12 protein-coding genes are annotated in these 21,903 nt (G+C 70.8%); 10 read left to right on the top strand and 2 right to left on the bottom strand.

The features are described from left to right. Positions 1-2 precede the first annotated feature (2 nt). Positions 3-1,010: a thiamine pyrophosphate-dependent dehydrogenase E1 component subunit alpha gene (locus HUA74_RS19550; protein ID WP_141648393.1), complete on the bottom strand. Its 1,008-nt coding sequence runs from the start codon at positions 1,008-1,010 to the stop codon at positions 3-5. A gap of 124 nt (positions 1,011-1,134) precedes the next feature. After that, positions 1,135-2,277 (bottom strand): M50 family metallopeptidase, encoded by a 1,143-nt coding sequence (locus HUA74_RS19545; protein ID WP_174455710.1) that lies wholly within the window; start codon positions 2,275-2,277, stop codon positions 1,135-1,137. A 244-nt stretch (positions 2,278-2,521) separates the two neighbouring features. Here HUA74_RS19545 and HUA74_RS19540 point away from each other — a divergent pair, with 244 nt between their 5' ends. The 10 genes from HUA74_RS19540 (at position 2,522) to HUA74_RS19495 (ending at position 21,767) form a co-directional block, all read left to right on the top strand. Next, on the top strand, positions 2,522-4,336 hold the full coding sequence (locus HUA74_RS19540; RefSeq protein ID WP_174455709.1) for a SpoIIE family protein phosphatase: 1,815 nt from the start codon (positions 2,522-2,524) through the stop codon (positions 4,334-4,336). A gap of 18 nt (positions 4,337-4,354) precedes the next feature. Continuing rightward, complete coding sequence (locus HUA74_RS19535) at positions 4,355-6,871, top strand: tetratricopeptide repeat protein (RefSeq protein ID WP_174455708.1); 2,517 nt, start codon at positions 4,355-4,357, stop codon at positions 6,869-6,871. Beyond that, positions 6,868-7,782, top strand: a complete 915-nt coding sequence (locus tag HUA74_RS19530) for a PhnD/SsuA/transferrin family substrate-binding protein (RefSeq protein ID WP_174455707.1) — start codon at positions 6,868-6,870, stop codon at positions 7,780-7,782. The genes HUA74_RS19535 and HUA74_RS19530 overlap by 4 nt, the downstream gene beginning before the upstream one ends. A 299-nt stretch (positions 7,783-8,081) precedes the next feature. After that, positions 8,082-10,637 (top strand): TonB-dependent siderophore receptor, encoded by a 2,556-nt coding sequence (locus tag HUA74_RS19525; RefSeq protein ID WP_254625137.1) that lies wholly within the window; start codon positions 8,082-8,084, stop codon positions 10,635-10,637. Positions 10,638-10,646: 9 nt separating this feature from the next. Beyond that, positions 10,647-11,486 carry a hypothetical protein gene (locus HUA74_RS19520; protein WP_174455705.1) on the top strand — a complete coding sequence of 280 codons (840 nt, stop codon included), beginning with the start codon at positions 10,647-10,649 and terminating at the stop codon, positions 11,484-11,486. After that, the gene (locus HUA74_RS19515; RefSeq protein ID WP_174455704.1) at positions 11,479-14,721 is read left to right on the top strand and encodes a serine/threonine-protein kinase; all 3,243 of its coding nucleotides are present in this window, start codon (positions 11,479-11,481) and stop codon (positions 14,719-14,721) included. The genes HUA74_RS19520 and HUA74_RS19515 overlap by 8 nt, the downstream gene beginning before the upstream one ends. 56 nt (positions 14,722-14,777) lie before the next feature. Then, positions 14,778-17,114, top strand: coding sequence for a lantibiotic dehydratase (locus tag HUA74_RS19510; protein WP_174455703.1), 2,337 nt, complete (start codon positions 14,778-14,780; stop codon positions 17,112-17,114). Beyond that, positions 17,111-18,970 (top strand): hypothetical protein, encoded by a 1,860-nt coding sequence (locus tag HUA74_RS19505; RefSeq protein WP_174455702.1) that lies wholly within the window; start codon positions 17,111-17,113, stop codon positions 18,968-18,970. The genes HUA74_RS19510 and HUA74_RS19505 overlap by 4 nt, the downstream gene beginning before the upstream one ends. Continuing rightward, positions 18,967-21,270, top strand: a complete 2,304-nt coding sequence (locus tag HUA74_RS19500) for a lantibiotic dehydratase (protein WP_174455701.1) — start codon at positions 18,967-18,969, stop codon at positions 21,268-21,270. Before HUA74_RS19505 ends, HUA74_RS19500 begins: the two co-directional genes overlap by 4 nt. A 62-nt stretch (positions 21,271-21,332) precedes the next feature. Further along, positions 21,333-21,767: a hypothetical protein gene (locus HUA74_RS19495; protein WP_174455700.1), complete on the top strand. Its 435-nt coding sequence runs from the start codon at positions 21,333-21,335 to the stop codon at positions 21,765-21,767. Positions 21,768-21,903: the final 136 nt, after the last annotated feature.

Here is a 21,903-nt window from a genome sequence, read left to right as displayed (position 1 = left end):
GGTTACTTGTCCTCCGCGAAGATGTGCTTCCAGATGGTCTCCGGGGCTGGCAGCGGCTCGTCCCGGGCGATGCGGGCGGCGGCGGCCATGTCCTCGGTGTAGCGGTTGCGCAGCTCGTCCATCTGCTGGCGCGTCAGGACGCCGTCGGCCTCCAGCCGGGTCTCGAACTGCTTGAGGCAGTCGATCTCCTCGGACACGTAGTTGGCGCCGGACGCGGACGAGTGGCCGTACAGGCGCGACACGTTGGCCTCCAGGAGGAACGGCTTGCGCTCGGTGCGCACGTACTCCATCGCCTCCTTCAGCTCCGTGTACGCCTCCACCGGGTCATTGCCGTTGATGGTCTTGGAGCGGATGTTGAACGCCTTGCCGCGCTCGCTCACGCGCGTTTCGCCGTGCTGGCCCTCCGCCGAGGTGGAGATGCCCCACTTGTTGTTGGTGACGATGATGAGCACCGGCAGCGGGTTGGCGGGGCGGCTGCTCCAGATGAGGCAGGTGGCGAAATCGCCCTCGGCCGTGCCGGCGTCGCCGCCGGTGACGATGGTGATGGCGTCACCGCCCACGCGCTTCTGCATCATGGCCGTACCCGGTGCGATGGAGTACTGGACCTCGATGGGCGAGCTGACGGGGGCCACGTTGTACTTGCGCAGGGAGAAGTGGCCCGCGAAGTTGCGGCCGCCGGAGTATGGGTCCGACGCCGTGTTCTTCATCTGCCGCAGCGCGCCGATGGGCTCCTCGCCCAGGGCGAGCAGCGTGCCGGACTGGCGGTAGTGGGCGTGGAGGTAGTCGTACTCGGGGCCCTGGCCCTTCTTCATCAGCAGGCCGAGCGGGACGTTGAACGCCTCCTCACCGGGACCGCCAATCCAGAAGTAGCCGTGGCCCTGCTTGTACATCTGGATGAGGCGCTCCTCGAGGACGCGCGTTTTGACCATGAGGTCGTGGATACGAACCAGCAGCTCCCTGTCGAGCGGGAGCGGCGCGGACGATTCTTTGATGAGTCTGGGTCGAGACACGCGCGGGCTTCCTCTGGCTGGAGGGGACGCCCCTATAACCCGGATGCGCCCCCTTTTCTCAAGCGTGCAGATGGCCTCCTGTCGGCCCCCTGGTCAAAGGGCGCCCGGTGGCGCGGCGCGGCAATCAGCCTTGCTCATCCAACTTAGGAGTGGCGGCCCGTCGCAGGGCCGTGACGCGGTCCGTTAGCGCCCCGTCGGCGCCGGCTCGCACGGAGATGGTCTCCAGCGTCTCGTCGGACAGGTTCGCGGCCCGAGGCCCCGAGAGCAGCGCGGTCAGCTCCGGTGTGCGTCCGGCCTCCAGCAGCGCGAGGACCAGGGCATGTCCCGTGTGGGATGAGGGCGTCCGGGAGAAAGCCTCCTGGAGGGGCTTCACCGCCAGGGTCGCGAGGCCGCTCTCCAAAAGCAGCTGTCCCACCGCGGCAGGGTCGTGCGGGGCCTCCGGTCCGGTGTCCTCCAGCTCGGGACGTCGGGCGAGGACGGGGGCCTCGGCGGTGGTGGCCGTTTCGTTGGTGGCGGTGGGGGAGGGTGGGGCGGGGCTTCGACCCAGCAACTGGTCGAGGGTGACGGCGCCCACCGTCGACGCGCGTCGCGGGGCCACGCGGCGAGGGGGTGAAGCGGGCTGGAAGCGGACCTCGCGGGGGAGCTGTCGCAGTTGCTCCAGGTTCATCACCCCGAACATCAGGGCCATCACCCCGACCCAGACGGTGCGCTGCCAGACGGCGAGCCCCATCATCACAACCGCCGTGACGATGCCGACGAGGTGCAGGGCCCGCTCATACCGGTACCCCTTGCGCGCTCGCACGAGCGACGCGAGCAGGTGACCTCCATCCAGGGGCTGCACGGGCAGCAGGTTGAAGAGTCCCCAGCCGAGGTTCACCCAGAGCAGCTGCCGCACGGCCAGGCCCACCAGCCCGCCCTGCTCGCCCAGCGGCGTGACGACCGAGGCCGCCCACACCAGCCCGCCCAGCAGGAAGCCCGCCCCGGGGCCCGCGAAGCTCACCCACGCGAACTGGCGGTGCGTGAGCTGGTCCGTGCCCTGCGCGGTTCCACCCATCCCGTGCAGGGAGATGCTCGCTGTGGAGCCGAAGTGGCGGAACGCCCACGCGTGGCCCAGCTCGTGGAGGAGCACCGAGGCGAACACCACCGCGACCCACAGTGCCAGGTGGGCCAGCCCGGAGGCGAAGCTCCAGCCCGTCGCCACGGTCGTGAGGAAGAAGAGCGGATGGACGCGGACGGGAAACCCGGACACGTGGAAGTGGGGCTTCATGCGTCCGGGATGCTAACCGGCGTTTCGAGCGGACGCCCGGTGAAGGCCCGGTGCTCCGCTTCGCACCGGATGTGAAGTGTCCGCCAGGCCAACCCGCGCACCACACCTCGTGGGAAGCCTCGGCCCGAGGGCCCGACGTGACGTGCCGTGGGGGGCAAGGTCTCGCGAAGCAGGAGAAGTGCGCTAGAGTCGCGACTCTTTCCCGCTCCCCGCCGCGCCTTGGCGTGGCCTTCCGGGTGTGTCCTTGTCCAGCACGAACACGCGTCTGAACCCCACACCCGAGCCCGGAACGTCCCCTGGCACGTCCCCCGGCGGCACGCTGTCGCCCGCCGATCGGACGGGCTCTCGGGAAATCACCGGCACCCGCGAGTCCACCGCCACGCGGCTGACGTCCAACGTGGGCCTGCCCCACGTCGAGGCGACGGGCACGCTCATCGCTCCGCTGGAAGCCGGGGAGCTGCCCAATGTGGCGGCCATCCGTGGCCTCCGGTTGGACCAGATCCTCCTGCTCACCACCACCGCGTTGGTGGTGGTCATCGTCGGCATGGTGGCGGCGCTGTCCGTTGCCTCCACGCAGTCCCAGTTCGAGGAGACCGCGCGCCGCTCCACCGAGCGCATCCAGGAGCAGGCCCGCGAGCTGGGGCAGACGGTGGGCAGGACGCTGGCGCTGACCTCCGTCACCAACCTGCGCGACAACAACTACGACTTCCTGCAGGGCGTGGCCGGCTCCATGGTCGGGGCAAACCCCAACATCCTCCGCGTGCAGATCATCGACCCGGAGGGCGTGGTGATGGCGGACAGCGAGCCGAAGGCCGCCGATGCGCCCGACAAGCCCGCCGCCGATGGCGCTTCCGATGATGCGCCCGCCAAGCGAGTCGTCGAGCAGCGACTGGTGCAGGCGTTCTTCCAGAACCAGGCGGTGTACGAGATTCACGAGCCCATCAACTACGGCTCCAGCAGCGGCATGGGGTTGGTGGTCATCAGCTACTCGCTGCGCGCCCTCCAGAATCAGCTGGGGGAGCTGGAGCGTGACAAGCGCGCCACCATGGAGACCAACACCTGGCGCATGCTCGCCCTGGGGGTGGGTTTCGTGGTGCTGGCGGGCGTGGTCGCCGCGTTCCAGAGCCGCAGGATTACCCGTCCGCTGGGCGTGCTCACCCACAAGGTGATGCAGCTGGCCGCCGGAGACCTGGGTGCGCGCACCCAGTCCGCCACCGGCGCTGGCCGCGAGGTGAAGACGCTGGGCGTGGTGTTCAACCACATGGCCGAGCGCATCAAGGTGTTGCTGGACGACGTGCGCGCCAAGGCCCAGCTCGAGCGCGAGGTGTCCCTTGCCCGCACGGTGCAGGAGACGCTGCTGCCCGGACGAGATGCCGTGCAGGTGGGGCCGCTGCGCATCGCCGGCCTCGTCGTCACCGCCGACGCGTGTGGTGGCGACTGGTGGTTCCGCGCGGTGCTGGACGAGCAGCGGGTGGTCATCGGCATTGGCGACGTGACGGGCCACGGCCTGTCCACCTCGCTGGTCGCCACCAGCGCCACCAGCGGCTTCGCCTCCGCGATGACGCTGCGCGAGCCCACCGAGGTCAACGCGCAGATGCTCATCACCGCGCTGAACGTGACGCTGGCCAACGTGGGCCGCGGCGAGCACCAGATGTCCAGCGCCCTGGCCGTCATCGACGTGTCCAACGGCCTGGTGGACTACGCGGCGGGCGCGCACCCCAGCCCGCTCGTCTTCAACAAGCACAGCGGGCAGGTGGCCTCGCTGCCCGCGCGCGGGCCGCTGCTCGGCGCGTCCGTGACGTCGCAGTTCTCGTCCCGCCAGGCGCAGCTGCGGCCAGGGGACATCATCGTCTGGTACACCGACGGCATCACCGAAGCGCGGGACGGGGCGGGGCGCATGTACGGCACCCAGCGTCTGGCCGCGGCGGTGCAAGCCCATGCCCACCTGTCCGCGGAGGCGCTGCGTGATGCGCTGCTCGCGGACGCCCGCGCGCACAGCGCCGGCCAGCCCCAGCGCGATGACATCACCGTCGTCGTGGCCGAGTACAGCCCCGCCTGACCCCTGGACGACACCCGCATGCGCCGCACACCCCACACCCCCATGCGACGCCTCGTCCCGGCGCTCGCTCTGCTGGCCTCGCTGGCCGGCCCTCCCGCCCTGGCGCAGTACCGCCCTCCACCCATGTCCGAGTCGCAGCGGCTGGTGAAGGACGGCGAGACGGCCCAGGTGTCCGCCAGCGCCGCGAGCGCCTCCGGTGACAAGAAGGAAGCGGACGAGAAATACCGCAAGGCCCTGGCCCTCTTCGAGCAGGCCCTGGCCGCCGAGCCGGGCTCCGTCGCCGCCGCCGCGGGCGTAGGCTCCGCCGCCAACGCGCTCCAGGACTGGGCGCGCACTGTGGACCGGGTCAAGCCCGTGCAGGCGGCGAATGCGTCCGAGCTGTCCCTGGCGTACCCGCTGGGCGTGGCCCTCTTCAAGCTGCGCCGCTTCCCGGAGGCGGTGCCTCTCTTGGAGCAGGTGGCCGGCGCGGACCAGGCCGAGCACCTCATCGTCCACTACTACCTGGCCAGCTACTACCTCTTCGCTCAGCAGGGCGACGCGGCGGTGACACGGTTGCAGAAGTATCTGACGCTGCGTCCCGCGAAGCTGGCTGGCAACGACTTCCAGGTCCATGAGCTGCTGGGCCGGGCGCACGTGCTGCGCCGGGACGCGGTGGCCGCTCGCGCGTCCTTCACCCAGGCGCAGGCGGGCCGGCCGGAGTCGCCCACCGTGCAGCAGGGGCTCGCCAGCGTGCTGGAGCTGGAAGGAAAGTTGGGCGAGGCGCGGACGTTGCTCGAGGGGGTCACCACGCGCTTCCCGCAGGTGGCCGAGCCGAAGGAGAAGCTGGCCCGGCTGTACCTCGCCTCGGGCGAGGTGCCTCGCGCTGAGGCTCAGGCGGTGGCCATGGTGAAGCTGGGGGCGTCGCCCTCCGCGTACCTGCTGCTCGGTGACGTGCGGCTGGCGCAGAAGCAGGCCCCCGCCGCCGAAGAGGCGTACCGCAAGGTGCTGGAGCTGCAGCCCGGACTGGTACTGGGACAGATGGCGGTCGGCAAGGCGCTCCAGGCGCAGGGCCGGCACGAGGAGGCCATCCAGTTCCTGGAGGCCGCGGTGCGCTCGGGCGCGAGCAGCGTGGAGTTGTGGGCATCGCTCGGCTCCGTCAACCGCCGCGCGGGCCGCTTCCAGCGCGCGGTGGAGGTGCACCGGCGCGTCGTGGAGATGGTGCCGAGGCAGGCGTTGGGCTGGATGCTGCTGGGCGCGGACCATTTCGCCACCGGCCAGTGGGACCAGGCCATCGAGGACTACGGCAACGCGCTCCAGGTGGAGCCCACGCACGCCGGGGCGAAGCAGTGGCTGGCCCGCGCGCTCGCGCACCGTGCCCGGGACAGGGGCGGGGCGGGGCGGGCGGACGACGCCGTGCGCGACCTGCGCCGTGCGTTCGACCTGGACCGCAGCGCCCTCATGGCCCGCAGGCTGACGGCGGCGTTGATGGAGACGCGCGGCTACGCGGATGCGCGCAAGGTGATGGAGCAGGGCGCGACGCTGCCGGGCGCGACGTGGCGGGAGCAGCTGCTGCTGGGCTACGCGCGGCTGGGCGCCGGCGACGCGCAGGCGGCCCTGGAGGCCTTTGGTCGCGCCGGCAAGCAGACGGAGGAGCCGGACCAGCAGGCGGAAGCGTCCGTGGGCGCGGCGCTCGCGGAGGTGGAGCTGGGACAGGTGGACGCCGCCGTGCAGCGGCTCACCGAGGTGGGGCCGTCGCGCACGGCCGCGAGCGTGGCGCAGGCCAACCTGCCGCGCGTGCTGGTGCGTCGCGCGCTGGCCCGCCTGGAGACGGGAGATGTCGAAGGCGCCGACCGGGACCTGGACGCGGTGGACAAGCTGGGCACCGGCAAGCGCACGGACCTGACGAAGCTGGTCCTCTTCGCCCGGGGGCTGACGCGCGCGGAGGGCGGTCGCCACGCGGAGGCCAGCGCCGCGCTGAAGAAGGCCCTCACCCCGGCGCAGCCCTGGGCCTGGCCCAACACCCGCGCCCTGGCGGAGGCCTTCGTCCTCTACAAGAAGGGGCAGGTGGCGGCCTCGCGCAAGCAACTGACCGCCGCGTCCAAGAAGCCCATGCCGGGCCAGCCCCGGTGGCTCGCGTCGCTGACGGGCGCGCTGCACCGGCGCGAGGCCTCGCTGGCCTACGCCTCCGGCAACATGAAGGGCGCGGAGAAGGCCCTCAAGGCCGCGCTCACCGCCGAGCCCGAGGACGTGCTGCTCCAGCACAACCAGGCCTGCGTCGACTGGCGCAAGGGCAAGTCGTCCGAGGCCCTGGCCACGTGGCGTCGCCTGGAGTCCGCCGTCGCCGTCGCCTCGCTCAACCTGGGCATCGACGCCCAGGAGCGCCGTCACGAACCCGCCGAGGCCGTGGATGCCTGGCGCCGCTATCTCGCCTCCGGCCCCGGCCCCCGCCAGGCCCAGGTGCGTGAGTGGAAGGAACGCCTGCAGAGCCTCCATGGCCTCGCCGAGCCCTCGGGCGCGGCGCCGACCGGAGCCACCGCGGAGGAGACCACCCCATGAAGACGCTCCGCTTCGTCCTGGCCAGCCTCGCGCTGGCCCTCTGCTTCGTCACCCCCGCTGGCGCGGCCCCGAAGAAGGCCACGCTTGGCGTCTTCCTGGCCACGACGCTGAGCGACGGCCAGGAGCGCTTCCAGTACGCGGAGGCCCTGGCCGCGAAGTTGACCGAGGCGATGGACCGCCCGGTGGCCGCCAAGAGCTTTGGCCGCTACGAGGACTTCTCGCGCGCCATCGCCGATGGGTTGGTGGACTTCGCCGTGGTGGAGGGGTGGGCCGCCGTGCAGCTCGGCGCCCGCGCCACGCCGCTGGCCTGGGCGTCCCGTCCCGGCGAGTCGCAGCAGCGCTGGGCCATCGTCTCCACCCACAAGGGCGTGGTGAAGGACCTCGCCGGCAAGCGCCTGGCGTTGGTGAAGGGCGCGGGGCCCGCGGATCCCAAGTTCGTCACCCACGCCGTCCTGGGAGGGGACCTGGACGCCCAGCGGCACTTCAAGCTCGCCCCCGTCCCCAACGTGGAGTCCGCCCTGAAGATGCTGGAGGCCAAGGGCGCCGAGGCAGCCCTGGTGCCCATGTCCCACGTCCCCAAGGACAAGGACCTGCGCATCCTCTTCCGCAGCGCCCGGCTTCCGGGGGCCGTCCTGGTCGACCTGCGCAACCACAAGGCGGCGCTGGACGCGGCCCTCGGTTCCGTGGGCGCCGTGGCTCCTTTCGAGCCCTTCGCCCGCGTCCAGGGTAAGGACTTCGAGGACTTCCGACGTCTCGTGACCCAGGGTCCGCCCCGCCGCCAGCCCGTCTTCGCCGACGCGCCGGACCTGCGCGTGGACGCGGAAGTCCTGGTCCGAGCCGAGGAACTGGGACCCTCCCTCCCGTCCTTCGCGGGCGACCTCGCCGTGGCCGCCGAACAGCCGGATGACTGAATTGACGCAACCTTGGACGCGCCAGCCCGAAACACTCTTGAGTTTCAGGGAATGAGAATCACCGACTTGGCCCAGCAGGTCCTCTGGGGTAGCTTGTTTTCCTACGGCGCGAGCGTGCAGGTGAGCGAATTCGTCCAAAGACCGATTGCCCTGGCGCCGCGCCCGCCAACAGGGGCGAACAGGACCGCGGGGGCTCCTCCCATTCCGCGGATGTGAGAACGATGCACTCGAAAGTGTCTGCTGATCCGCTGCGAGGTGCGGTGGGAGCTTACGCGGGGCGCCAAGGTAACCGCGCCGCCATGGTGGTGTCCGTCCTCTTCTTCGCGCTGGCCCTGGCCCATCCGTCCGTGGCCCAGGCCCAGGCCGCCGACGCAGCGGCCGAGTCGCCGCCGAAGGTGAAGCGCAAGAAGCGCGTCGCCGCGCCGGGAACGAAAGTCCCAGGAGCGACGAAGACGCCCGCGACGAAGCCCCCGCGCTCGGCCAAGAAGCCCCCGAAGACGCGCAAGTCCACCAGGCCCGTGGAGGCGCCGATCCCCGACTCGGAGATTCCGGTGCTGGGCGCTGGCCCCGAGACGGATGATCCGTCCCAGGGTGGAGAGTCCGTCACGGCGGAGCCGCCGGTGCCGGTCGCCCCCTCGCCCTTCGTGGAGTCCCCCCCAGCGAGTCCTCCCGCCGCTCCGGTGGCGAGCCCCACCGCGACCACGCAGGATCCGCTGGGCACCCCGTCCCCTTCGCACGGGGCGGTGCTGCCCGCGACGACCCGCGAGCCGCACGCGCCGGTCGCCACCGACAACGTCCCCATCAGCGCGCCCTTCGCCCAGCCCACCACGGACCGGCCCATGCCGCCCCCGTCCGGACTGGCGAGCCTGCCCGGTGAGGACCCGCTGGGCGGCGCGGATGCCCTGGAGGAGTCGGTCAACCGCGTGCTGAGCGAGGCGGTGGTGTCGACGGCCTCCAAGCGCAAGCAGCGCATCGCGGACGTGCCGCTGACCGTGTCCTGGATTCCGGCCGAGGAGCTGGAGGGCACCGGCCAGTTCTCGCTGTGCGAGGCCATCCAGTATTTCCCCGGCATGGAGTGCCGGCGCGGGTCCATGCGCAAGGCGGCGGTGAGCGCGCGCGGCCTGGGCTCCAACTACCTGTCCAACCGGCTGCTGCTGCTCAAGGACGGCCGCCCGCTGACGGACCCGTGGACGGGCCAGTTCTACGCGGACGAGACGACGCCGCTCGTCAACCTCAAGCAGGTGGAGGTCATCCGGGGCCCGGGCTCCTCGCTGTACGGCTCCAACGCCTTCAGCGGCGTCATCAACATCATCGAGCGCCAGCCGGCGGACCTCATCGCTCCGGGACGCAACGTGGGCGCCGAGGCGCGCATCCTCGCGGGCCAGGACCAGACGTGGCGCCTGCACGGCAACGTGGCCGGTCGCGGCGGCCCCGTGGAGGCGCTGCTGGGCTACTACGGCTATGGCTCGGATGGTCCTCAGCTCTTCAATGACCCCGCCACGGGCCTGGTGGACACGAACCAGGATTCGATGGTGCACCAGGTGAACGGCAAGGTGCGCGTGGGGCCCCTGGCGCTGGACGCGGACTTCACGGACGCGACCATTGGCCGTCCGGGTGGCTCGCACACGCAGATCTCCACCGTGGGCAACTGCGGCCGGTGCCACTACACGCCGAACGACGAGGAGTCCGTCCAGAACTTCAACGCCTCCGCGCAGGTGGATCAGCAGGTGACGGACAACCTGCGCCTGTTCGGTCAGGCGTACGGCTTCTTCAAGCGCCGCGACGTGGTGCTGGAGAACGCCTTCGGTGGCGACCCCACGCGCGCGCTGGGCAAGCGCCGCCGGCTGGGTGGCGAGGTTCGCGCGCTGTACTCGGCGGGCCCGGTGTCGGTGACGTTCGGTGGCGACTTGAAGCTGGACCAGGTCAACGTGCCCAACGTGCTGCCGGGCCTGTCCATGGACGACACGAAGCAGACCATCCTCGGTGGCTTCGTGGACGCGGAGTACCGCCTGACGGAGCGCCTGGTGCTGAGCGGAGGCGCCCGGTATGACCGCTACCAGATTCCCGAGGTCGTCTGGCGCGAGCGGACCGACCAGATCTCCCCGCGCGCCAGCATCGTCTTCCACGCGGTGCCGGAGCTGCTCACGCTGCGCACCAACTACGGCCGCGCCTTCCGCGCGCCCACCCTGGCGGAGCTGGCCATCAACCAGCAGATGTACGCGTCCACGCTGGTGGGTAACGCCGAGCTTCGCGCGGAGACGCTGGACACGTTCGAGGGCTCCGTGGACTTCTGGCCCTTCGACCGGCGCGTGCGCCTGACGGCGACGGGCTTCTACAATGTGGCCAAGAACTTCATCAATCAGGAGCTCGTCTTCGGCTCGGTGTCCCAGTTCCGCAACATGGGCGACGCGCGCATCGCCGGCCTGGAGCTGGAGGCGGCGGCGCAGATTCCGTCCATCAACTCGTCGTTCGACGTGGCCTACCAGCTGCTCGACGCGAAGAACGTGCCCTTCGACGACAGCCCGGAGACGCCGCTGGACTACGCGCCCACGCACCGCATCTACGCGCGTGGCCGCACCAACATTGGCAAGGTGGCCTTCGTGGAGCTGTACGCGCTCTTCGTCGGGCCGCGCTTCGACCCGGGCTTCCAGGTGGACGAGGCGACGGGCCTGCCCACCTCCCGCGTGCAGCTGCCCAGCTACCTCACGGCCAGCGCCCGCGTGGGCTTCAACGTCTACGACGGCATCGCCGTGTCGTTCCTCGGCTCCAACCTCTTCAACGCGGCCTACGAGGAGTCTCACGGCTTCCCCGCGCCGCCCCAATCCTTCTTCAGTGAAGTCAAGGTACGCTATTAGGCACCGCGTTTGAGTACCGCTCCCCACCTGGAGGCCGGGGGCCTCCTGCTGATCGCCGATGCATCCCTGCCCGCCACCGCGCTCGAGCAGGCGGTGCCTCTGCTGGCACAGGGTGGGGTGGGAGGGCAGGGCGCCCTGGTGCTGTTCGACGGGGTGCTCAAGCCCGAGCACGCGCAATGGCTGCGGCACGAGCCTCCCGCCCTGCTCCTGGCCACGCGCGAGCGGGACGGCGGGCCCTCCATGTGGGAGGTCCGGCTGTTGGGCGCGCTCTGGAAAGAGGGCTCGCTGCTGCCGGAGCAGGCGGAGGTGTCGCGCCATCCGCTGCGCCGCATGGTGGACATCAACACGGCGGCCACGGCGGCAGCCGTGGCGGTGAGCGACGCGCAGGGCAGCCGCGTCTCGGCGGGGCTGGTGGCGGACGTGGTGCATGAAATCGCCGTCAACGCGCTCCTGGATGCGCCGGTGGATGCGCGGGGCGAGCCTCGCTACGCGCACCGCCGCACCGAGGTGCGCGAAGTGGAGGCGGAGGACGCCTGCGAGCTGGTGTTCGCGGTGGAGGACGGCCGGATGTGGCTGGAAGTGGCGGACCGCTTCGGCGGCCTGCGGCCGGGCTCGTTCGCCCGGGCGCTGGAAGGGTGGGGACAGCGCGTGAAGGTGGATGCGTCTGGTGGTGGAGCGGGTCTTGGATTGCGTCGCATCCTCGAGCACTGCGACACGGTGGCGGTCCGGGTGACCGCTGGCCGGGAGTCGCGAGTCGTGTGCGTGGTGGACCTGGGAGACGCGCGCCGCCGCGCGGCCCAGCCCAAGTCACTGATGTTCTGTCTGCATGAGGTCAGGGCCGGTGGATAGCCAGGGTTCCAACGCCATCATCAGCCGGCTCCGCGTGGGTACCATCACCCACGTCCGGATTGCTGGTGTCATCGACGAGACCTTCCCGCTGACGTCGACCCATCCGGAGCTCACGGGGCTCCTGGTGGTCGACCTCGGCCGGGTGGAGCGCATCAGCTCCTTCGGGGTCCGTCGGTGGATTGAATTCGCCGCGAAGCTGCCTCCGGGCGCGCTGGGGCTGTACGTCGTTCATGCGCCCCCCGTCGTGGTGGATCAGCTCAACATGGTGGAGGGCTTCGCGGGCGTCGCACGCGTGCTCTCCGTCCTCGCCCCGTACACCTGTCGCACCTGCAACGAAGACCGGATGCGGGTGGTGAATCTGGTGGACGAGGCCCAGGTCATCGCCGAGGAGCGCGCGCCCGAGCACACCTGTCCCGTCTGCTCCAACCCGCTGGAGTTCGCGGACCTGCCGAGCGAGTTCTTCGACTACGCGCGCCGTCAGCAGTTCGGCACCGTGGACCCGGTGGTGATGCGCTACCTGCGCGCGAGCATGCCGACGGAGCAGTCGGAGCTCCCGCAGCACCTGAAAATCGTCCAGGACGACGTCACGTTCATCTCGCTGGCCAGCACGCTCAAGGGCGACCTCAACGTGCGCAGGCTCGCGTCCGGGCTGGAGGGGCGCGCCGCGTTCGACTTCAGCCACGTCAGCAAGGTGGAGCCGGAGGCGCTGCCCAAGCTGGAGCAGGTGCTGGACACCGCGGCGCAGGGCGCCCAGGTGGTGCTCTGCCGCGTGCCTCCGCCGGTGCTGGCGGTGCTGGCGCGCTCGTCCAAGCTGATGCCGGGCCGGCTGGCCACGCTGTGGCTGCCGTGCGAGTGCCGCAACTGCGGCCAGGTGAGCCACCAGCGCATCCAGGCGCACGAGTACCTGGCGCAGTTGCGTGCGCACCAGACGACCATCTCCATCGAGTGCCCCATCTGCGGCGGCAGCGCCCAGGTGCCGCACATGCCACAGCTCCAGGGGTTCCTGGCGCGCGTGCAGCTGACGGACCGGCCCCTGGAGGACATCGAGGCGTTGGAGCCGCGCGCGCTCAGTCAGTACCTGTTCGGGTCCACCAACATCGACCCGCAGGCCAACAAGGGCTCGCCCACCGACATCTCCAACTCGCTGGGCAGCACCAAGCTCAACATCATCCGACGACTGGGCCAGGGCGGCATGGCCGAGGTCTTCCTCGCCAAGCAGGTGGGCGTGAAGGGCTTCGAGAAGTTCGTCGTGATGAAGAAGATCCTCCCGCAGTTCGCGCAGAACCCCGAGTTCGTGGACATGCTGTTCGCGGAGGCCCGCGCCAACGCGCGGCTCACGCATCCCAACGTCGTGCAGACCTTCGACGTGGGCGTGTCCGACGGCGTCGCGTACATCCTGATGGAGTACGTGCGCGGGCCGGACATGAAGCGGCTGGTGAATGAGCTGCGCCGCAAGGGCATGGCGCTGCCGCTGGAGCACGCGCTGCGCATCGTCGCGGAAGTGGCCGCGGGGCTTCACTACGCGCACGCCTATGTGGACCCGGCGGGCATTCCGCACCCGGTGGTGCACCGGGACGTCAGCCCCCACAACGTCCTCATCTCCCTGGACGGCGCCATCAAGCTGAGTGACTTCGGCATCGCGAAGGTGGCGGGCGAGGAGAACACGCAGGCGGGCGTGCTGAAGGGGAAGATTTCGTACATCTCCCCGGAGGCGGCGTCGGGCCGTACGCTGGACGCGCGCAACGACGTCTTCGCGCTCGGCGTCGTGCTCTTCGAACTGCTCACCGGACAGCTGCCGTTCCGCAGGGACCACGACGCGGCCACGCTCAACGCCATCGTTCGAGACCCCGCGCCCGTCCCCTCGCAGCTGCGTCCGCAGATTCCGCAGGACGTCTCCGACCTCGTCCTGCGCGCGCTCGTGAAGGACCCGGCGCGCCGCACTCCGTCCGCCGCGGCGATGCGTGAGGAAATCGAAGCGGTGATGGCGCATCACCGCCTCAACTCGTCTCCGGCGGCGGTGGCCCAGTTCTTCAAGGACACGCTCGGCGACCGGCTGGTGGAGTACGCGCCCTCGTCCGCGTCGGGAACGGGCAGCCATCCCAAGCCCGTCCCCACGGGCACCGGCACGGGCAGTGGCAACGTCGGCAGTGGCGACATGGTGGCCCCCAGCGATGGGAAGACGCCGAACCGGGGCACGAGCAGTGGCCCGAAGCCGACGACCGCGGGCAGCGGCAACATCCCGCGTCCGACGGGGACGGGCAGCGGCAATGTGTCCGCGCCGCCCGTTTCGTCCAGCGGCCCTCGTCCCGCGCCTGTCGCCCCCCGGCCCGCGACGCCGCCTCCCGTGGCCCCGCGTCCTCCGACGCCGCCTCCCGTGGCGCATCGTCCTCCGCCTCCTCCTCCAGCCCTGACGCCGCCGTTGCCGATGCTCCCGGAGCTTGATGCCTCGGACCGGACCGAGGTGGTGTTGCTGCAGGGGAATGTGCCGCCGCCTCCCGCGCCTGCCCGGCCGGCCCCCGCGCCGCGTCCGTCGCAGCCGGGACACACCGCGGTGCCCGCGCCCCAGCGGCCTTCCTCGACGACGGTGCCCGCGGCGGGTGTGGCGCCTCGCCCCGGGCAACCCAGGCCTTCTTCACCGACGCATCAGAGTCCTGTCGCCGCGCCGCGTCCTCCACCTCCGGTACAGGTGCACGCGGTGCCCGCGGCGGCGGACGAGTCGGAGCGGCGCTCGTCGCTGAAGTGGGCGGCCATGGGTGGCGGCCTGCTGCTGGTGGTGGCCGTGGTGGCGGTCGTGCTGCTGCGCGGCTCCGACTCCATGTTCCGCAACCTGGAAGAGGGCGAGCACGTGTACGTCGGCGGCGTGCGCCTGGAGTCTGGCGCGCAGACGCTGCCGGCACCGCCCTCGGGGCCGTTGCTCATCGCCACGGCGGTGGACGGCAAGCTGCGGCGGTTCGGCACCACGCAGCTGCGCGAGGACATCGACGTGCGCACGCTGGCGGATGCGATGCCCCAGCCGGGGACTCGCGGGGTGCTGAGCGTGGCGAGCAGCGCTCCGGGCTGCCAGGTCCAGGTGGATGGTGCTCCGCTGCCCAACCGCACGCCGGTGAACAAGGCCTCCATCGAGGCCGGCAGGGAGCTGGAGGTGGTGGTGAGTTGTCCTGGCGCCGCGAGCAAGCAGTGGGTGCTGGCGGTGCCGGGGCAGGAGATTGTCCTGACGGCTCAGCAGCACGACTGAACGGCTGGCCTCGGGCCGCCTTCGGGCGCCCCACGAGGTTGAAGGGCATGTGACCCATGAAGGGCTGGACCTTCTTTCCTCACCTCGTCGTGCGGACGACGGGTTTCCCATTCGACTGGTTGGAGCGGTTGGGATGCCCGGAGTCGGCGGCGTGGGCGCGTCGTCTCGAAGCGGAGCGGCGCGGGCTGGAGGCGCTGCGAGCCCAGGGGCCTCGCGTGCGCCGCCCTCCGCGAGAGCTGCTGGCGGCGCTCAAGGCGGGGCGACCCGTCAACACGGAGGGCCTGGAGTCTCCCGAGCGCTTCGCGGAGTGGAATGTCCGCGCGGCGGCGGCCCAGGAGGCCGAGGCGGGTTTCGCGGAGGCGATGGAGCGCGAGCTTGCGGCGGTGGAGGCCCAGGCCGTGGCCCTGTGTCGCGAGCCGCGCTTCCTGGAGGCCGTGGCCAGCTCCAGTCCGCCGGTGGCCAAGGACCTGCTCGCGGGACGAGAAGGCTCGCGGCTCCGACGGCAGGTCGCCAGCTATCTGCAGCGGCTGTGCGCGAAGAACGAGACGATGGGCTTCTTTGGCCCCATCAACTACGGCCGTGTGGACCCGTCCGCTCCCACGGGCGTGACGTTGCGCTGGTCCGGTCCCGAGACGCTGGTGGGGCGCAACACCTTCGCGGCCTCGTGGCTGGTGCAGGGGTTGGTGCGAGCCATCGCGTTCGACCCCGACATCGCTTCGTGGCTGGTGCCGCGCCGCAAGGCATTCGCGGAGATGCCCGCGCGCAAGTCGGGCCCCACGCCGGAGAGCGCGGAGGAGCTGCTGCCTCGGTTGGTGGAGCTGGCGGATGGGACGCGCACGTTGGCGGCCCTGGCCTCGTCGCTGGGCGTGGCGCCCGGTCTGGCCCGCGAGGCGCTGCGGTTGGGCTGTGACAAGTCGCTGCTCACGCACCAACTCGAGGTGCCCTCCGCGGTGCACCATCCCGTGGATGACCTGGCCGAACGTGTCGCCGCCCTGCCGAGCGGGGGGGCCCGACGTCACGTCGAGGGACTGAGCGCGCTGCTGGAGCTGATGGGGCGCTACGGCGCGGCGGACGCGAGCGGGAAGATGTCGCTCCAGGATGCCTTCGCGAGGCGGGCGAAGGAGCAGTGGGGCGTGGCTCCTCCGACGGAGCGAGGGCCCGCGTCCGAGTCGCACAATTTCTACCAGGACCGGCTCGCGCTTCGGGAGGAGTGCGGAGGCGACTTGCGGCTCGAGGTGGGCGGCGAGCGTGCCCGGGAGCTGGGGACCCGCATGGAGCCGGCGCTGGCGTGGATGGCCGAGGCGGCCTGGCGCACGCGAGACGCGGCCCGCGCGGCGGTGGCGCAGAAGGTGGGCTCGCGCACGGTTCCCTTCTGGAAGGTGGCGGCGGCCAGCGCGGACCTGCCGGTGCCGCTGGACACCTCCATGGCGGAGTTGCTCGCTCAGTCGATTCCGAGCGCGGACGCGCGCACCGTCGAGCTGGGTGCGGTGGAGCCGCCCGCCTGGGACATGGCTCGCGCACTGCCGCTCGTCACGTCGGTGGATCTGCTCGTTGGCGCGAAGGACGTGGAGGCGTGGGGGCAGGGCGACTACACGCTGGTGATGGGAGATATCCACGACACCGCGCTCGTGTGGGGCTGGGCGCTCCAGTTCCATCCCGCGCGCGGCAAGGTGGAGAGCGCGATGGTGAGAGCGCTCGGTGCGCTTCCTCGCGCGATGCCGCTGGTGACGGTGCTGCCCTCGCGTCGCACGGGGCTGTTGCCGTCGGAGTTTCCAGGGCCGGTGGTGGAGCTGGGCGGGGTGAGTTCCCGCGCTTCCGCGTGGCGGATTCCCCTGGATGACCTGTTCGTGGAGAGCGACGGGAAGAGCGCGCGGCTGGTGTCGAAGCGGCTCGGCTCCGAGGTGTGTCTCTACAACGGCGAGCTGGAGAGCGCGGTGCATACGGCGTTCTCCCTCCCGCGCATCCGTCCGCTGCGGGTGTCGCTGGGAGCGCACACGCCCCGCGTGACGCTCGGTGGGGTGGTGGTGCAGCGTGAGCAGTGGCGGCTGGACGCAGCGGCGTGTGAGGTGTTGCTCGCGTGCAAGGATGACCGCTCGAGGCTGCGGGTCGCCGTGGGCCTGTGGGATGCACGGGGCCTTCCCGAGTGTGTCTTCGCGAAGTTCAAGGGGGAGCGAAAGCCCGTGCTGGTGGACGTGCGCAGCCCGCCCTTGCTGCGCGTCTTCCTCAACCTGCTGGAGCAGAAGGAAGAGGTCATCCTCTCGGAGATGTTGCCCGGGCCAGAGCAGCTCTGGCTCAGAGGTCCTGGAGGGCGCCACACCGTGGAGCTTCGCTGCACGTTGATGTGGGGAGGCCCGAGGGCCGGCGCACCTCCGACGTTGGAGGAGGGGAGATGAAGTGGCTGGTGCTACCGCCACACCGGGACGTGACGCTCGTTCCGGAAGTCCCCGAGGGGTGGCACCTATTGGACCTGGCGAGGGACTTCGTCCGCCGGGTCTTCTCCGCCGAGTCGGTGGAGGCGGAGGCCCTGGCCCGCGAGTCGTCGCCCCCGTCACCGCAGGCGATGCGCGAGCTGCTCCTGCTGCGAGTCGCGCAGGGACTTCGCGACAGAGGCCCCATCCCGGAGCTGCGGGCCCTGGGCGCGGTGCTGACGGCCATCTCCGGCCCGCCTCACGGTGTCCACCTGCGGTTGGATGATGTGGAGCTGGAGTCCGGCACGACGGAGCGGAGCGGGGATGTCCAGCGTGTGGCGGGGTTGCCCGCGTCGTACTCGGATGACGTGGCGGGTGTCCTCGCGCGCTTCGAGGAAGCGGAGTGTGTCCGCGTGTGGCTGGAGCGAGACCTCCAGCTTCCCGCCGCGGTGACACTCGCGCAGGCGTGTCCGGCCCACGTCGCCCTGGAGGTCGCGGGGCCCTTCGGCTGGGCGCATCGCAAGGTGCTGGCGCGGATGCCGGCCTTCCGGCGCGCCGCGTTTCCAGAACACGTGCCCCCGCTGAGCTGGCGGGTGGTTCCGCTGGACGGTGCCCCTGGCGCTGACGATGTCCTGTGGGTCCCCGATGGGCTGGGGCTGGAGGTCATCGCTCCCTACCCATGGGGCGATGAGCAGGACTGGGCATACCTGGAGGCACCGCCCGCCGGTGACGCGGAACCGGAGGCGCGGCGAAGCGCGGGCTGGCTCGGTGCCTGCTTTCTGAAGGATGTGCGCGCCTTCACCGGGGGGGCACGCTGGGCGGGCCACGTGTCGCTTGGCTCACTCCTGGCGGCTGACGTGCTCGTGGAGAGCGGCTGCCAGACGGTGGTGGTGGGCTTCTGCCTCATCGAGAACGGCCGGGTGATGGACATCGACCGCCGGTTCATTCCGGTGGAGCAGCTCGTCCAGGGCTATCAAGCCCTGAAGGCTGCGGGCGTGCGGGTCGTCGCGGAGTGGTGGGTGGGCGCGCCGGGTGTGGACGAGGAGTCCCTGGACGTCACGCTGGCAGCGCTGGAGGGCGCGCGCTTCTTCGACCAACTCGCGGGGGTGCGCCCGTTCCACGCGTCGGTGGAGCGCATCGCTCGAGTTCGTGACCTGGGGCGATGGTGGGGACATCCTGGTGACCCTCCGGCGGACCGGGACTTGTCCCGCAGTCGCCCCATTGAAAAGCCCGGCACGATTCCCGGGGCACGCCTGCCCTCCGTGCTCGCCTCGTTGGCGAGCCGCCTGTTGAGTCGCGCCCCGCTCAGTCCGGGCCGGGTCGCGGCGGCCTTCATGCTCGCGCCCACAGCTTCAGTGCCAAGCAAAGACACCGCGCATGCAGCCGCCGCGCCTCCGGCGCCAGCGCCCGCGACGAGTACCGCGCACGGAGCCGCCACACCCTCAGCGCCAGCGCCCGCGACGAGTACCGCGCACGGAGCTGCCACACCCTCAGCGCCAGCGCCCGCGACGAATACCGCGCACGGAGCTGCCACACCCTCAGCGCCAGCACCCGCGACGAATACCGCGCACGAAGCCGCCGCGCTCATCCGGCTGGACGCGGACTGCGCGGTGGTGCGGCTGCCGGCATCGCTCGATGGCGCCCCGAAGCCCACGTGGTACGCGGCGAACCTGCGGACCGGTGTCGTGCTCGCGATGGATGCGCGCCTCGCGCCGGTGCTGTCCCGACTGACGGCGCCCACCACCGTGTCGGTCGCGCTGGGCGCGGTGCCGGAAGCGCAGCGAGCGAAGCTGGTCGAGACGTTGGTGACGAAGTCCATCCTGGAGAGGACGCACGGATGAGCGAGCGCTGGACCTTGGGCGAGGTGTTCGTGCTCCGGCACGCCGGCTTCCCATTCGATTGGCTGGAGTCGCTCGGGTTCTCCGATGAGGTGCTGGGCGAGGCGAACCTGCTGCTCGACGACGAGCGGGCGCTCCTGGACGCGGTGCGCGCCGAGGGCGACGAATCGGGGGCGAAGGCACTCCAGGATTCGTTCGAGCAGGGCCGCGTGCCCACGCTGAAGTCCCGCCACGGCCAGACGAGTCGTGACGCGCTGGAGCGCTATCGCGTGAGGCGCGAAGCCCTTCAGACTCGGTATGCGAATGAGCGCACGGACCTTCGCTTGAAGCTGCGAGAGCGCGCGGCGGACCCCGCCATCCAGGAGGCCGTGTTCCTCTCCAGTCCGGCGATGTTCGACAACGTCTGGGCCCGCTACCTGCGAGGGGGCGAGCAGAAGGACACGTCCGACGCTCGCCGCGTGGACCGACAGGTCTACACGTACCTCCAACGCTTCTGCGCGAAGAACGAGACGACCAGCTTCTTCGGCCCCATCTCCTACGGCGAGCGCACCGACGCGGATGACTTTGACGTGCGCACGGTGGCGAGCGGCGACACGAGCCGGCGGACGTTCTTCTCCTTCTGGGCGGTGACGGAGCTGGCGCGCGCGGTGGGGCGCGAGCGGACGCTGCGGCCTCACCTGCCACTGCGCCTCAACCCCCTCTTCACGGTGTCCCCGGGCCGCGCCGCGTGCGAAGCCCTGCAACTGGAGGTTCCGCTGGCCGAGGGCGCCGAGAAGCTCCTGGCCGTGCTGCGAGCGCATCCGACACCCGCCGCCGCCGCGCAGGTGCTGGGCCTCGCGGTCGAAGAGGTGATGCGCGCGGCCCTGCCCCTGGTGAAGGGCGCGTTGCTGCTGTGGGGGCTGCCGTTCCGGCCCAACGACTTCACCACCTTCGAGAGCGTGCGTGACTCCGTCGCGGCCCTGCCGGAGCTGGAGGCCCGCGCACTCTGGTTGGCGCGGTTGGACACACTCTCGCGTCTGAAGGCCGAGTTCGAGACCGCGAACCTGACGCGTCGTCGCGCCTTGTTGCCAGAGCTGGAGGCCCTCTTCACGGAGGCCACGGGCAAGCCCGCGCGGCGCGGTGATGGCCAAGTGTACGCGGACCGGCTCATCATCTACGAGGAGGCCAGCTCTCCTTTTCGCCTGCGCTTCGGCCAACGCTTCACGGAGGAACTCGAGTCCGCGCTCACCGGTCCCCTGGAGCTGTCCGCGGCCTACGGCGAGCGCGTGCAGCAGGGCTTCCGCGAGCAGGTCCGCGACGCGCTCGGCACCGACGAACGGCCGGTGGACCTCCTGGAGTACGCGGTCCGGCTGCGTCCCGACCAGGTCACGGGCAGCCGCTTCTCTCCCGTGCCTCCGGTGTTGCTGGACGAGGATTCCTCACGGGCGCGCTCGCTGCCGGTGGACTTCCTGGGCACGTCCACGCCGGGCGGCCGGTATGCGCTGCCGGATGTCTGCCTCGCGTCGAAGGGGGAGGACGCCGGGTTCGAGGTGATGCTCGCGCGCGTGCACCACCACCTGATGCTGCGAAGCTGGCTGAGCGCCTTCTTCCCGTCGCGGGAGCGGTACTCGGCGGTGGCCTCGCGGTGGCTGGACGCGGACCCCGCGGCACGTGGACTGGTGGGCCTGTCCATCCGCCGTCGCAACAAGGGCTTCTACGTGTTTCCCGGCCGGCGCCTCGTGTACGCGGTGTCGGACGTACTGGACGTCGAGGACGGCGCGATGACGCCAGCCGACGTGAAGGTTCTTCCGACGTCGCAAGGGCCGGTGCTGGTGGACGGGAAGGGTGAGCGGCTGCACCTGTACCTGCCCCTGGATGACTTCTCGTCCTATCCGCCCTTCGCCGCGCTGGCGCATCCCCAGGTGCTCCATGCCCCGCTGCGCACGAAGGGCAGCCACCTGCCGCGGCTGAGCATCGGCGGCGCGGTGTACCAGCGTGAACGCTGGGAGCTGACCTCGGAGAAGCTGGCGCGCCCCACCGGCTTCGACCTCTTCCTCGCCGCGCAGCGCGAGCGGCGGACGCGCGGGTGGCCTCGCTTCGTCTTCATGCGCAGCTCCAAGGAGCGCAAGCCCTACCTCATCGACACCGCGAGCCCCTTCGCCCTGGACCTGCTCTCGCACCTGTCGCGCGAAGCCGAGCGGCTGTCGGTGGAGGAGATGTACCCGGCCCCCGCGCAGCTCTGGCTCAAGGACGCCCGGGGTCGCTACACCTGTGAGCTGCGCATGCAGTTCACTCGCTGGAGCGAGGGCACCCCTCCGCTTTGACATCCGAGGCGCGTCCGCGAACAGAATGGGGCAAAGCCACGGCCAGCCACCCTGGAGAGCCCATGTCCGGAGAGAACACCGTCGTTCCTGAGACTCGGAAGCTGAAGCGCCCCGTGGAGGAGATTCGCGCGGAGCTGCTGGTCGACGCGGACGTGAAGGAGCAGGCGCGCCTCCTCCAGATTTCCGTCGAGGCCTACGTCGAGAAGATCCTCGACTACGCCCAGCACCCGCAGAAGCAGATGCCGCTGCAAATCACCCTCGACGGTGACCTCAAGGCCAAGGACCCCAAGGCCGCCACCGTGGCGGAGATTCAAGACCATCTGGACAAGCTCATCAGCGGCGAGGTGATCATCAGCCGCGCGCAGATGCGGGACGGCTTCAGCGCGGGACAGGGTGACGACCGCTACAAGGCCGCGCTCGCCTCGGACGCGGTCCTCAAGGGCGCCCCGGAATCCCGCAGTGGAACGCCTCCGCCCCAGGACCCCCGGAAGGGTTGATCGCCTGATTTATCGGCGGCATTTCTCCCCGGGTGCCGACAAGGTGGGATGTAAACCCACGGAATCCCGGGGACTTTGGCGGACGGTGGGATTTGTTCCAGGCCCCACGGAACTTCGGGAGCGGTGGACCGATAAC

Origin of the sequence: Myxococcus sp. CA051A (assembly GCF_013336705.1) — a bacterium.
Lineage (GTDB): Bacteria > Myxococcota > Myxococcia > Myxococcales > Myxococcaceae > Myxococcus > Myxococcus llanfairpwllgwyngyllgogerychwyrndrobwllllantysiliogogogochensis.
This window is presented reverse-complemented; position numbering and strand designations above follow the sequence as displayed.

Bases quoted from the DNA above. Each gene is read 5' to 3' on its own strand.
- HUA74_RS19495 (WP_174455700.1), top strand. From the start codon at position 21,333: ATGTCCGGAGAGAACACCGTCGTTCCTGAGACTCGGAAGCTGAAGCGC.
- HUA74_RS19505 (WP_174455702.1), top strand. From the start codon at position 17,111: ATGAAGTGGCTGGTGCTACCGCCACACCGGGACGTGACGCTCGTTCCG.
- HUA74_RS19535 (WP_174455708.1), top strand. From the start codon at position 4,355: ATGCGCCGCACACCCCACACCCCCATGCGACGCCTCGTCCCGGCGCTC.
- HUA74_RS19545 (WP_174455710.1), bottom strand. From the start codon at position 2,277: ATGAAGCCCCACTTCCACGTGTCCGGGTTTCCCGTCCGCGTCCATCCG.
- HUA74_RS19500 (WP_174455701.1), top strand. From the start codon at position 18,967: ATGAGCGAGCGCTGGACCTTGGGCGAGGTGTTCGTGCTCCGGCACGCC.
- HUA74_RS19510 (WP_174455703.1), top strand. From the start codon at position 14,778: ATGAAGGGCTGGACCTTCTTTCCTCACCTCGTCGTGCGGACGACGGGT.
- HUA74_RS19530 (WP_174455707.1), top strand. From the start codon at position 6,868: ATGAAGACGCTCCGCTTCGTCCTGGCCAGCCTCGCGCTGGCCCTCTGC.
- HUA74_RS19525 (WP_254625137.1), top strand. From the start codon at position 8,082: ATGGTGGTGTCCGTCCTCTTCTTCGCGCTGGCCCTGGCCCATCCGTCC.